The 14,081-nt window shown below is 39.2% G+C and carries 10 protein-coding genes; 6 read left to right on the forward strand and 4 right to left on the reverse strand.

Going from position 1 to position 14,081, the window contains the following annotated elements; all coding sequences use genetic code 11:
• Positions 1–8: 8 nt before the first annotated feature.
• Both BLU33_RS09145 and BLU33_RS09150 read right to left on the reverse strand, forming a co-directional pair.
• Positions 9–2,744 (reverse strand): hypothetical protein, encoded by a 2,736-nt coding sequence (locus BLU33_RS09145; RefSeq protein WP_091371494.1) that lies wholly within the window; start codon positions 2,742–2,744, stop codon positions 9–11.
• Between the two features lie 360 nt (positions 2,745–3,104).
• The gene (locus tag BLU33_RS09150; RefSeq protein WP_091371496.1) at positions 3,105–3,320 is read right to left on the reverse strand and encodes a hypothetical protein; all 216 of its coding nucleotides are present in this window, start codon (positions 3,318–3,320) and stop codon (positions 3,105–3,107) included.
• 250 nt (positions 3,321–3,570) lie between these two features.
• On the opposite strand from BLU33_RS09150, the gene BLU33_RS09155 reads away from it, so the two are divergent.
• A complete protein-coding gene (locus BLU33_RS09155; protein WP_091371499.1) occupies positions 3,571–3,768 on the forward strand; it encodes a hypothetical protein in 198 nt (65 codons plus the stop codon).
• A gap of 249 nt (positions 3,769–4,017) precedes the next feature.
• Positions 4,018–4,236, forward strand: coding sequence for a hypothetical protein (locus BLU33_RS09160; RefSeq protein WP_091371501.1), 219 nt, complete (start codon positions 4,018–4,020; stop codon positions 4,234–4,236).
• A gap of 3 nt (positions 4,237–4,239) precedes the next feature.
• On the opposite strand, the gene BLU33_RS09165 is transcribed toward BLU33_RS09160, so the two are convergent.
• Together BLU33_RS09165 and BLU33_RS09170 are read right to left on the reverse strand one after the other, a co-directional pair.
• Positions 4,240–4,569, reverse strand: a complete 330-nt coding sequence (locus BLU33_RS09165) for a YbjQ family protein (RefSeq protein WP_091371503.1) — start codon at positions 4,567–4,569, stop codon at positions 4,240–4,242.
• Positions 4,570–4,741: 172 nt separating this feature from the next.
• A complete protein-coding gene (locus tag BLU33_RS09170; protein ID WP_091371505.1) occupies positions 4,742–6,565 on the reverse strand; it encodes an ABC transporter ATP-binding protein in 1,824 nt (607 codons plus the stop codon).
• A gap of 543 nt (positions 6,566–7,108) precedes the next feature.
• Here BLU33_RS09170 and mutS point away from each other — a divergent pair.
• From mutS to BLU33_RS09190, 4 genes are all read left to right on the forward strand, one after another.
• A complete protein-coding gene (gene mutS, locus BLU33_RS09175; RefSeq protein ID WP_091371507.1) occupies positions 7,109–9,718 on the forward strand; it encodes a DNA mismatch repair protein MutS in 2,610 nt (869 codons plus the stop codon).
• 98 nt (positions 9,719–9,816) lie between these two features.
• A complete protein-coding gene (locus BLU33_RS09180; RefSeq protein ID WP_091371509.1) occupies positions 9,817–12,162 on the forward strand; it encodes a DUF2339 domain-containing protein in 2,346 nt (781 codons plus the stop codon).
• Positions 12,140–13,372, forward strand: coding sequence for a hypothetical protein (locus tag BLU33_RS09185; RefSeq protein WP_091371511.1), 1,233 nt, complete (start codon positions 12,140–12,142; stop codon positions 13,370–13,372). The genes BLU33_RS09180 and BLU33_RS09185 overlap by 23 nt, the downstream gene beginning before the upstream one ends.
• A gap of 92 nt (positions 13,373–13,464) precedes the next feature.
• Positions 13,465–14,043 (forward strand): C40 family peptidase, encoded by a 579-nt coding sequence (locus tag BLU33_RS09190; protein WP_091371513.1) that lies wholly within the window; start codon positions 13,465–13,467, stop codon positions 14,041–14,043.
• The last annotated feature ends 38 nt before the right edge of the window (positions 14,044–14,081 follow it).

Genomic DNA, 14,081 nt, shown 5'->3' on the forward strand with positions numbered 1-14,081 from the left:
AATTGTTATTAATCTACTTTATAGTGGTAAACATAATGTGCTATGTTGCCATCAATATCAAGTCCTTCAATAACTGCTTTATAGGTTCCTTTTCCGTCTGAATTAAAAAATTCAAATGAGGCTTTGCCTGTTGCTTTATCGGTTATTATTTTGGGGTTCCAATAAACAGTGGTACGATAGTCAGGAACTTCCATGGCAGTTCTTGCAACCGTATATTTCGGTATATAAAACTGGCGCTCTTTGGCATATCCCATTGGGCTAATAGTTATCAGGTTCTTTTGCGGGATAAGATTTTTCAATTCAGCAAGGCTGATCTTTTCACCCTTAGGTATCTTTTTGGAGTTGATGACCAGCACGCCTTTGGTATTATTCATGGCGCCTATATTGGTTATGCCGTTATTTAAAAATATCTCTACCGATTCTACAGTTTTCGGATCGATATTATTCAGATAGTTTGTTTCAACGGGCATACCGTTAAAATATACTTGTACAGGTGTTTTTTTGTTCCCCTGCATATAGTCACGGGTTATGTAAAAATCGTCAACATCATAGGTCAGTCCAAATGCGGCACCTCTAAGGCAGTCAAGTAATACGTTACACCCCGAAAGCTGCGAACCATCTATCATATGATCAGGCTGCGGGCTTAATCCCACTAATGATGGGTAATCCAAATGGCTTGGCTTTTTAACTTCACTCTTTGCTTTAATAACTACCTCTTTAAGTACGCGGTTACCTGCATATTGTTTTTTAGTGTTCAGGAGGTAGGTAGTAAGCATGCTATCAATATTGGCTACGTTATCGGCCGAGTTTACATTTTTTTGTAAAGTGGGGTAAGTATCAGCATTAACATTTATCTCCATGAATTTTCCGTTGGTATTATTCTTGGCATTTAATATTACTTGAGACGAATCCTGGAACGTTAAATCCTGGAACAGGAAATTACCCGATGGGTCTGTAATTACATCTTTATAGTATATTTTATCGGGAATGGTTAAATGCACATTGCCGCGAGATACAGCCATACCGTTGCTTGCCCTTAATATACCTGATATGTTTATCCCCTGTTCAGGTAAAAAATAGATAGTTGGGGTTTTATCATAAACAATATCACTATAAGTAAAACGACGATATCCCTGGGTAAGCATCAAGATATCCAGATCGGCTACTTTAGCGTCATCAACATGGTTGAAATAATAGTTAGGTTTCTCAATATAGCCCTTCAGATCAGAAGTTAGCAGCATGGTTGATAGAATCGTGGTTTCAGCGTTTTCATCAAATGGCACCTTGCTTTCATCAATAACAGCTAATGAAAAGCTACCTGAAACCGGCACATCCTTGTTTTTTACAGTCATGGTCATTTTAACCCTTTGCCTTTGCGTATATGAAGGGCGATCTGTATTTACAGCTACGTTCAGTTGGTCATTATGTTGTATAAAAACTATTCTTTCGCTTAACGGATCACCTTCAGATGATAGGAGGGATACTTGTAAAATGCCCGTAGGAAATTTGGCTTTTGGTATTGCTGCAGAATAAGTTAAGCTGTGTAAATTAGTTTGCGCGGCATAATAAATTACACCACCGCTCTGGGCCACAATATAAAACCGCGTATTGGTGAATTTTTGTAAGAAATCAGGATTTGAAGATATTTTAAGGTTCAGGCTATCAGGGTTGGTATTGCTTACCGATAGGTCGATCCCCTCATCCATTATTCTTGGCAGGTCATAACTGTTTTGTGTGCCATCGGGAAAGGTTACGTTTGCCTTATAGCTTTTACCTGTTTCAGGTGTTAAAGTAAACATCCCCATCCCTAAATGCTGCGATGTGAAATTTACAACAACTTTGTTGTCATTGTCAGTTACAGTGCCTTTAATCTCAACACCTAAACCATTGGAACTAATGGCTTTAAAAGCAACTTTTGTGTGGATGCCATTTATGATATTGCCACCTTCAGGGAAAAACTGTACATCTTTTGGTATCGCTGCCGTTTTTAAAGAAAACGAGTTGGAAATGGATTTTTTATAATTGAGATCAATGTCGGTAATCAGATCGGCTGTTCCGAATGAACCACGTTTATTACTTGAAAAACTAAGGATTAGCACACCGTTCTGATCGGTTGTGCCCTTGCCTTTATCAATTGTTTCATCATCTGACTGCACTTTCCACGATACTTTTTTATTGATATAAGCTACGCCATCCTGATCCTTATAAATAATTTTGGCATCAATTTTTTCGACTCCGCCTGATAGTGAATTGGTGAATGAAATATGTGTATTTACAGGGTTTCTCTCATCTACAGTATTGCCTACCGTTATATTCTTAGTAAAAAAGTAGGCTGGGTCAAAGTTCCGCATCCAGTTGGTATATGCTCTCACATGGTAATTGCCCTCCATAAATGAAACCTGAGGGAGCACAATACTGCCACTTGCAACACCATTAACTACAGGCAGGCGTAACGATTGCACCACCGAATCATGATTAGTGATCATATCAACATAAACAATTTTGCTTAATGCCGATAATTGATGATCCTGTATGGTTACATAAGCTTTAAACCATATGGTATCGCCAACAGCATAGTAGGGCTTATCGAAATGGAGATAAACCTTTTCAACAGGATAGTTTGTGGCAAATTTTGAGGTTTTTGAAATAATAGTTGTTAGTGCCACGCTATCATCCTGCGCAAAGGCGGATAATGCTACAACTAACGATAAGCAGGCAGTAAGTAAAAGTTTTCTTAAGATCATCAACATGAATTGAAATAAAAGATACAGCGGTTAAGCGGTTAAATATATCTATTTAAAAGCACAGCATAAGTAGTTTAACATGCTTTAACATTTTTTTTACAATTAAATATATTATAATGTTGATAGCCAATGAAGAAGTAACGTGGATTTTACAGGCCTGAATGCAAGAGGATTTGTGTGCCAGGCAATCTTTCTAAATTACTCAGCATTATGGAGTTTGTTTAGTTAAAGATTTGATTTTTGGGGATGATAGCCTTTTCGATATGATATACCTATGTGGGGAAGGGATACTGTCCTATAAAAAAATAGCATTGAAGCCCTGTTACAGGCAACAATGCTATTAATTAGACGAAAAATATCTTACCAGCCAGAGCCTTTTTTAGCATTGCCGCTGCTAATGTGTCCTTCTGCTGTAGCTTTACTCATAATTGCAGCCATTTTGTTGCCTGCACTGTCTTTACCAGTTGCAATATACCTGCCTGATTTCACATCGATAACCGGATCGATCATGGGTACATTCTTGGTTTTTGTTTTTACAGAATAGGCGGTAATACCGCCGCTTTGTGATGTTGCCATAATTAGTTTAAATTGTTTTTTTAATTTAACCCCCTACAGGGACATTTGTTTTAACAAACATAGTTTATTGTAACTAGTTTATATATAAACTAAACTAAAAATTATTAACATATTATAGGTAATTAACATATTTTTAAGTTAGAGGTTACTTTAACCGAACATACGCGGTACTCAATTTCAAAAAAATACAGTTTATTTGTTTTCCAAAAAAAAGTGTAATTTCACAGCTAGACCCCGGTACGACATTAAAATGGATAAAAGAGATTCAAGCATATTATATTTCCTTTTAGGCTTATACTCGTTAATGATAAGCTGGTATTATAACCATAATCTTATTGTACTACTCATTACTTATATATTTTGGCCAGTTTATCTTGTATATGAATTGCTTATAGGTCACCTGGCCCATGGCATGTGGAAAGAGATACCACTCTCATACTTTAAATAGGCTATAACCTCCGATAATATTAGGGATGTTGCCGCCAAATGCGTATATTTGCATTAAACAGGATATAATTCACACTCCTCTATAGCTTAACCCGCTAACCGTTTTCTTTTTTTGATCAGACCATTTTCCTTAGCTGCTCATCCTGTTGCCGCGCTCGAAATTGATTTTTGCCCCCGTTCCGTCTAATCAAACAGGAAACATTGTTAACAAAGTGGTTAAACGGAGTTTTCTAACTAATAAATGTAATTTATGGCAAAATCACAGGCAACATTCATGAAAAAGCAGCTTGAAAAAAACAGGCAGAAAAAGAAAGAAGATAAAGAACAACGTAAGCTGGAGCGCCAGCAAAACCAGGCCGATGGCAGTCTTGAAAGCATGATGGCCTATGTCAATGAGTTTGGTGAAATAACCTCAACACCACCTGAAAAAAGCCCGGTGCACAAAACCGATCATCTTAAGGCCAGTTAAGCCTTAAATTTTCTCAACTATTACAGCAGTTCCGTATGCCAATACTTCGGTAATGCCCTGCATTACCTCGTTGGCATCGTAACGCATGTTTATAATGGCATTAGCACCCAAAGCCTGGGCATGCTGCGCCAATAATACAAAAGCCTCTTCACGGGCGTTTTCGCAAAGTTCAACATAAATAGATAGCCGGCCGCCAAAAAGCGACTGAAAGCCACCTGCAATGTTGCCTAAAGCGCTGCGGCTTCGCACGGTAATACCGCGTACAACGCCTAAATGTTTAATAATACGATATCCTTCTAAACCGGTACTTGTGGTGATAAGTGATGCATCCATAGTGATGATTTTTAATATATAGTAGACAGTTTAATAGCTGTTTTGTTACAAAAATAATATAGCTACAGTAACATTGGATGCCTATCCTTATAAGAAAATAGAGATAACGGAGATGAAGTAGTAAAAACAAAGGCGGGCATTTATATTATAAAGTGCCCGCCTTTGTTTTATACTAAATTTTGGGGTTAAACGGTATACCGGCCATAATGGGTATCTGATCGGGTTTGCGGGTAAATGAGCTAAGTTCCTCATGTAATTTGCGCTCACCAACCTGTTGCCTCCACATGGCGTAGTATAATCCTTTCAGATTTATAAGCTCTTCGTGTGAGCCATATTCAATAACGTGGCCATTCTCGAGTACATAAATACGGTTGGCATGCATTATTGTAGATAGCCTGTGCGCTATGATCATTGTAATATGGTCTTTCAGTTCAGATAATTTACGCACAGTTTTACTGATCTCTTCCTCAGTTAATGAATCCAATGCTGATGTAGCTTCATCAAATAAGAGCACATTTGGCTGGCGCAACAATGCCCTTGCAATTGATAAACGTTGTTTTTCGCCGCCGGATATCTTTACGCCACTTTCACCTATCATTGTATCTAATCCATCTTCGGCCCTTGCTAATAATGATTGGCAAGCGGCTTTATTAAGCGCGTCCAAACACTCCTCATCTGTAGCATTGGGTTTAACAAAACGCAGGTTATCCCTTATGTTTCCTGAAAATAGTTGCGTATCCTGGGTTACAAAACCAATTTTACGGCGCAGATCATCAAGGTGTATATCATTTGATGATGTTTTGTTATACAGTACTTCGCCCTGCATGGGTTTATATAAACCTACCAATAACTTTATTAAAGTAGTTTTACCCGAACCCGATGGGCCTACAAAGGCAACAGTTTCTCCTTTTTCCGCATGAAATGATACACCGTTAAGCGCATAACGGCTGCTTTGTTTATACTTGAAAAATACGTTGTCAAACTCAATATGAACTATTGAGTTGATCTCAGTAGGATCGGTAGGTATTACTTCTATCGGCATGGCCATCAGCCGCTTAAAATTACCTAATGATATCTGTGCCTCGCGCCAGGTTAAGGCCATATGCCCAAACTCCTGTAGGGGCCCAAAAAGAAAGAATGAGTATAATAAAAAACTAAAATACTGTCCGGGCGATATCTCTTTATCAAATATCAGCATTAGCAAAACCATAACCATTATACTGCGCACAACGTTTACCGTACTGCCCTGTATAAAGCTTAAAAACCGCAGGATCTTGGTTTTTACAATTTCCAGGCTTAAAATTTTGTGAGTTGTAGTATTTAAGCGTTCAATTTCCTGGTCGGCAAGGCCATGGCTTTTTACCAGTTCAATATTTCTTAATGATTCATGGGTACGGCCTGCTAATACAGATGTTTTTAATATAATTGCCCGGTGAATAACCTTTATCTTTTTTGATAATGTCCAGCTTAAATAAGTAATTATGGGTACCGAAAGCACAAAAACTATGGTTACTTTATAGCTTATCAAAAAAGAATATGCAGCTACAAAAACTATCCCAAAAAACGCCATAAAAGTTACATTGATAGATGCTTTTATGAAGTTTTCAGCATCACTTCTTACGCGTTGCAAAACGCCTAGTTTTTCACCGCTACGGGTATCTTCAAAATCGTAGTAGGGGATAGCCAGGGAATGTTTCATGCCATCGGCATACATATCGGCACCCAGGCGTTGTGAAACTGTAATAGTATAATAATCCTGAAAATTATTGGCTATACGCGATATCAGCGCGGCGCCAACCCCATAGGTTATGAGCATTAATACCCCCCTGAGGTATTCGTCGTGGGTGTATAGGTCTCTTTTAACAATATAATCATCTACTATTTTACCTGTGATGAGAGGGTCAAACAACGCAAAGCATTGGTTTATGGCTGTCATTAGTAAGGCAAGCAGTACGGTCCACTTGTATTTTTTAAGATAGCTGAATAATATCTTCATATGGCTAGTTAATGCAATAACATTGCAATTGTTTTTACTCTATAACTTATAGAGTAAGTTTTTGATTTGATAGATTAGCTTTTTATTATATTTTCAAAAAAGCATCATAAAAAATATGAATATGAAAATATAGAATTATGAGAATGTACGGTTTGGGTGCTTGTAGTTCTGGGGTTTGAACTTTAAGCTAAAATATTTAAGTTAAACGCACTGTTTTTAAAAATAGTGCCTTAAATAAAACAGAAAGGCATTTTTATATCGAAAAACTATTTGTTAAACCCTTACACAGTTCTGAATATTAACTATTGTCTTAATATTAGCGGTTTTTATTTGAGTGCCTGCTCCGTCTGCTGTGGAGACAAGATACCTGTAAAACCAGGGCTTGGTTTTTAAACTTTCATCTAAAAGTACATCTTGTTTCATATATACTATGGAACAAGATGTAGCTGTTCAACAATCCACATCTGCCTAAATTTTCAACAATCTGTTTAAACACCGCCTAATGCATTAACTTTACCCACCTATTAAAAAGGAGTATACCGCTTGGCAAAAGACGCTACCAAAGAAACGCCCTTAATGCAACAATACAACGTGATAAAGGCTAAGTACCCCGGTGCTTTGCTGTTGTTTCGCGTGGGCGACTTTTACGAAACATTTGGTGAGGACGCCATTAAGGCTGCCGGTATTTTAGGCATTGTACTCACACGCAGGGGCAACGGGGCCTCAACACATACCGAACTGGCTGGTTTTCCTCACCATTCATTGGATACTTACCTGCCCAAACTGGTTAGGGCTGGACAACGGGTAGCGATCTGCGACCAGTTAGAAGACCCAAAAACCACCAAAACCATTGTTAAGCGCGGTGTTACTGAACTGGTTACCCCCGGTGTTGCTATCAACGATAATATACTTAACCAAAAGAGCAATAACTACCTGGCGTCGCTGTATTTTGAGAAAAATAGCATAGGCATAGCGCTGATAGATATATCAACCGGTGAATTCCTGACAGCACAGGGTAATAGCGATTACATTGATAAGCTATTGCAAAGTTTTGGGCCGAGTGAGGTGATCTACCCCAAAAGCCGTCAATCTGATTTTAAAGATACTTATGGCGACCGCTTTTATACCTATACGCTCGACGACTGGCCTTACAGCGGCGATTATGCCAATGAAACGCTGCTAAAGCACTTTGGCGTAAAATCGTTAAAAGGTTTTGGTATCGATAAGCTCAATTTAGGTATTGTTGCTGCCGGTGTGGCATTACATTACCTGAATGAAACAGAACACCGGAATCTGCAGCATATCTCGGCCATATCAAGGATAGAGGAGGACCGGTATTTATGGATAGACCGGTTCAGCATCCGTAACCTGGAGCTGGTTGGCTCTAACAATGAGAACGCGCTTACCCTGGTTGATGTGTTGGATAACACTTGTTCACCTATGGGCGCACGTTTGTTGCGCCGGTGGATTGTGATGCCATTAAAGGAGATAAAGCCTATTAACGATCGCTTGGGTGTGGTAGAATACCTGATAGCGCAGGAAGAGTTAAGAGAAACATTGCAGCAATACATTCGCCAGATAGGCGATCTGGAAAGACTGATATCAAAAATCGGTTTACAAAAGGCCAATCCACGGGAGGTTTGTCAGCTTAAAAAGGCCTTGAAAGCCATTGAGACTATTAAGCAATTGTGTGAAAGCTCGATCAGTTTGCCATTAAAAGCAATCGGCGAGCAATTGAACCCCTGCGTACTTATCAGCGATAAGATAGAAAAGGAATTACACCCAGAGCCACCTGTAATGATTGTGAAAGGCGGCGTAATGAATGAGGGTATAAGCGAAGAACTGGATCGCCTGCGCAAGATAGCGTTTGGCGGTAAAGGTTATTTGTTGGAGATACAAAAACGTGAAGCAGAAATAACCGGGATACCATCATTAAAAGTATCATTCAATAACGTATTTGGCTATTACCTGGAGGTTACGCATAGTCACCGGGATAAGGTGCCAACGGATTGGATCCGTAAACAAACACTAGTAAATGCTGAACGCTATATCACTCCTGAATTAAAAGAATACGAAGAGCAGATATTGGGCGCAGAAGAAAAGATACTTGCCCTGGAAACAAGGCTGTATAACGACCTGCTATATTCACTTGCTGAATACATTAAACCTATCCAGCTGAACGCGCAACTGGTGGCACGATTAGATGTATTACTGAATTTTGCTACTATCTCCATTAAAAACTACTATGTTAAACCCGAAGTAAATGATAGCCGTATTATTGATATAAAAGGCGGTCGTCACCCGGTTATTGAGAAGAATTTGCCGTTGGGTGAAACTTATATCACGAATGATGTATTCCTCGATTCCGAATCGCAGCAGATCATCATTATTACCGGGCCAAATATGGCGGGTAAATCGGCCTTGCTAAGGCAAACCGGGTTGATCGTGTTAATGGCGCAAATGGGGTGTTTTGTGCCGGCTAAAGCAGCTTCAATCGGCTTGGTTGATAAAATATTTACAAGGGTAGGTGCATCCGATAACGTATCATCAGGCGAATCAACCTTTATGGTGGAGATGAACGAGACGGCCAGTATCCTCAATAATATATCAGACCGGAGTTTGATCCTTTTGGATGAGATAGGTCGTGGTACATCAACTTATGACGGTATTTCCATAGCCTGGGCCATTGCCGAGTATTTGCATAGCCATCCATCGGCGAAAGCCAAAACATTATTCGCCACGCATTATCACGAGCTGAATGAACTGAGCAACACCTTTAACCGCATCAAGAACTTTAATGTATCGGTAAAGGAAGTAGGCCACCAGATTATTTTCCTGCGCAAGCTGGTGCCTGGTGGGAGTGAGCATAGTTTCGGAATCCACGTGGCTAAACTGGCGGGTATGCCGCAAAGGGTATTGAGCCGTGCCAATGATATACTTAAAAAGCTGGAGAACGAACGCACAGGCGGCGAACATATAAAAGAAAGTATCCGTAAGGTGCAAAAACAGGCGGTACAAATGCAGATGTTCAGTATTGATGACCCGGTTTTGGTTAAGATTCGTGACACACTGAATAACCTTGATGTAAATACGCTTACGCCGGTTGAGGCCTTGATGAAACTGGATGAGATACAGCGGGTGATAAAAGGCTGATAATTTCGGATGTCGTATTCTCGATTTCGGATGTTAGTTTGCTGCATTTCATAATTTCTAAATTATTCATCTATATTTAGTGAACCAAACCCGCAATTATGGATGCCATATATGTTATATTCTTTATCATTATTATTGTTTTATTAATAACTAATAATAACAAGCTCAATAGCAGGATAGGGGAACTGGAGTTAAAGATCATTGATCTTAAGAATATGATCCGCGGGCTTAATGTGCCTAAGCCGACAGTAGAAAATCAGAAAACTGTTATTGAGCCGGAGGTAGATTACGTTGTAAAACCGGTATCAGAAAAAGCGCCTGATATACCGTTACCTCCTCCGCCCAAAGCTAAAGAGCCTGAGATTGAACGCCATATAGAGGTTATTAACGATCCTTTCTCAAATATAAGAAAAACGCCAAAGCCTGAGCCTGTAATTGAAGAACCCCGGCTTTCTTTTTTTGAACGATACCCGGATCTGGAAAAGTTCATTGGCGAAAACCTGATTAACAAGATAGGTATTGCCATACTGGTGCTGGCCATCGGTTTTTTTGTTAAGTATGCCATTGATAATAACTGGGTAGGCCCTGCAGGCAGGGTTGGAATAGGTATATTATGCGGCGGTATATTAATAGCCATTGCGCATCGCTTGCGTAATAGCTACAAGGCATTTAGTTCGGTATTGGTTGGTGGCGGACTGGCCATATTCTACTTTACCATTACGCTGGCTTACCATGAGTTTCATCTGTTTGATCAAACAGTCTCATTCATTATATTAATTGTTATTACATGTTTCGCAGTCGCACTTTCAATGCTTTATGACAAGCAGGAACTGGCCGTAATAGCATTGGTAGGTGGCATGTCGAGCCCGTTTATGGTAAGTAACGGCAGTGCGAACTATAATGCTTTGTTTATTTATCTAATCACCTTAAATGCGGGTTTGTTGGTTATTGCCTACTTCAAATCGTGGCGCGTACTTAATATTACGGCATTTGGTTTAACGGTATTGGTACTGGCAGGTATTGTTTACACATTACCCGTTGGCGCTTATCAAATCAGTTTTACTTATATCACTGTTTTATACCTCATGTTTTTCCTGATCAACATCGCGTACAACATCAGGGAGAATAAAAAATTCATCACCTCTGATTTTAGCATACTGCTCATAAATACAGCCTTGTATTTTAGTACAGGCTTGTATTTGCTTACCATGATGCATGATGAGCAGTTCCGCGGCTTGTTTTCAGCAAGTATTGGGGCTTTAAACTTGTTGTTCTCATTCGTACTTTTCAGAACTAAACGGGCCGAGATCAATATCCTTTACCTGCTTATAGGCATTACATTAACCTTTATCTCATTAGCCGCCCCAATACAATTGCATGGGCATTTTATTACCTTATTTTGGGCTGCCGAAAGTGTTTTGCTGTATTGGCTATACCAAAAATCGAGCATAAAGTTAATCCGGCTGGTATCATTGCTTATATGGATAGCCATGTTGCTGAGCCTGATGATGGATTGGTCGCAGTTGTATATATCACAGGATGTACGCTTTGCTATCATTGCTAATAAAGGTTTTATTACTACTGTATTCTCCGCCATTTGCACCTGGGTGTTATATGCTTTTGCCAGTAAATCGCATGAGAATGGTCCTCTCATATCACCTGCCATTTATAATTATGTGGCTATAATCTTGCTATTTTGCAGTGGGGCATTAGAGATCAACCATCAGTTTTTAAATCGTTACCCGGCAACCGATCTGAATATATTATACCTCATGCTTTACTTGCCAGCTTTTGTGTACGTTTTTTGCCTGATAACGGACAGGTTCTTCACCACCAAAATGAGCAGGGGAGTAATAGTCGGCATATACGCTGCAACTATAACGGTATATCTGTTGCTAACCCCGGAATTTTTTTCGCTGCAATCGTCCATGTTTATCGCGCACACTGCAGATACCAGCCATTTTGTTGCGCATTGGATAGGTGCAATATTTATTCTGCTTATATTTTATGCCCTTATTAAGGTTTGCAGGGTTTGTTTTCAGGCTTATATTAAGCCAATTAGCTGGATTTTATCAGCTGGTATTGTGCTGTTCTTAAGTTTGGAGATATGTCTGTTAAGCAATCTGCTGTTCTACACTAAGGGAACCACTATGGATCATATTGAAACTGTGTATATTAAAACAGCATTACCGGTTATTTGGGGGGTGTTATCATTTGCTTTGATGTGGCTGGGTATGCGTTATAAAATACGGGTACTGCGCATTATATCACTAACCTTATTTACAATTACCCTGGTTAAGCTATTTGTATTTGATATTGAGAATATACCCGCAGCAGGTAAAATAGCCGCGTTCTTTTGCCTGGGTGTGCTATTGCTCATTATTTCATTTATGTATCAAAAAGTTAAAGTTATTATTGCTGATGATGGGGAACCGAAGAGTTAAGTTAGTAGCTGCATTACTTTGTATTTTAATATTAAAAAGCATAACGACCTATGCGCAGGTGAATGCTTTTAAATACCGGGCCGATATAAAAAAGATTGATTCAGCGGGGATCTATAAAATTGAACTAAACCCGGGCCTGATCGCTAAAAGTGCTAAAGGTCTGTATGATATTCGGTTATTTGATAATACCGGGAAAACCGTGGCTTATGCATTAAGCAATAATTTATCAGCCGGGAACCAGGATAGTTTTATTGAATTTCCCGTGGTTAATTCAAGCCCGGAAACTGATACTGCCACTATTTATATTTCAGAAAATGTAAATAGATTGAATATTAACCAGCTTTGGGTTGATCTGAAAAATACCAGTGTGAATCGTAATGTGAACTTAACTGGCAGCGACGATCTAAAAACATGGTTTGCAATAAAAGAGGATATCCAGTTGCAGGATGCCGGTGATGGCGGAAAGCCTGATTATGAGCAGTCGTTTAGTTTCCCAATAAGTAATTACCGTTATTTTAAGATACAGATAAACGGTAAGAATAAGGCTCCTGTAAAAATATTAAGATCGGGCATTTACTTAACCCAATCAAACCAGCCTGAGTATGCTGAACTACCACCTGTTAAATTCAACAAAGTAGATACAGGTAAAAAAACAAGTATTTTTATCCGATTTGCTGAACCTTATCAACTTAATAAACTTCATTTAAACATAACTGACCCTAAATATTACAGCCGAAGGGTGGTGGTGTATACTACTGATAAAAACTTTGATAATGTAAATATTGATGAGGTTTGCGATACAGTTTTAAGTTCATCGGGTAAGCAAGATATCATGCTTTCCGCCAAAGCAAAGTACATCAGGGTTGATATATTTAATGGCGATGATAATCCATTGCGCGTTGCGTCTGTAAACGCCTATCAGTTAAAACAATATATCATAAGCTACCTCGCTGGTGGTCATGATTATTATGTACTTACCGGCGACTCACTCGCCAAAACTGTTAATTACGACCTCAGCTTTTTAAAGTATTGTTCGATAGACAGGTTGCCTGTAATAACTTCAAACACTGCCTATAAAAACCCCGATTATGCCACTGGTAAAGGGGCGCAACCTAAGCATGATTTTGGGCTATGGATATGGTTATCAATGCTGATAGTATTAGCGCTGCTTAGCTTTTTGACGGTTAAAATGACACGGGAAATCCAGTAAATTCTTTACGTAATTATCCCGATCACCGAAAAATGTTAATATGTTAATAAACTGACTTTTAAGGCAGAAAAGTTTAGGGGTATTTTTATAGTATGAAGTTAAACTGCTACTCCAAATTTGCATTCTTAGCGCTTATTTCTTTAACTATTCTTACTTCATGCCACCCCCGCAAAGCGGTGATGAAAGGCGAGCCGGGCGAAATTGTTCAGCCTCAAGCCAGTATTGCTGATAAATATTCGGAGATGATGGGGGTTGATAAAAATGATATACAAAATGGCCGCCTTTATGCCTTTATTGATCAATGGATGGGCACACCCTACAGATTTGGCGGTTTAGATAAGGACGGAATAGATTGCTCAGGGCTTGCTTTTTTATTGGAGCAGCAAGTTTATGGCATAGCTATCCCACGCATGACCAGTAAGCAAATACTGGTTATTAAACGCGAATATGAGCAGGACCTGAAGGAAGGCGACCTGGTGTTTTTTGATTTCGATGGTAAAAAATTCAGTCACGTAGGTGTCTACCTGCAAAATGGCTATATAGTTCACGCAAGTTCATCTAAAGGAGTAATTATTGTACCATTGCATGGTGCCATCTATAAATACTTTTCAAGATGCGGGTCGGTAACTGATCTGGGTACAACTACCGTTACAGCTGATTCGGTAAATTAACAATTGCGTGTTTATTGCAAACCATTATGATAAATTGG

This window comes from Mucilaginibacter mallensis, assembly GCF_900105165.1.
GTDB lineage: Bacteria > Bacteroidota > Bacteroidia > Sphingobacteriales > Sphingobacteriaceae > Mucilaginibacter > Mucilaginibacter mallensis.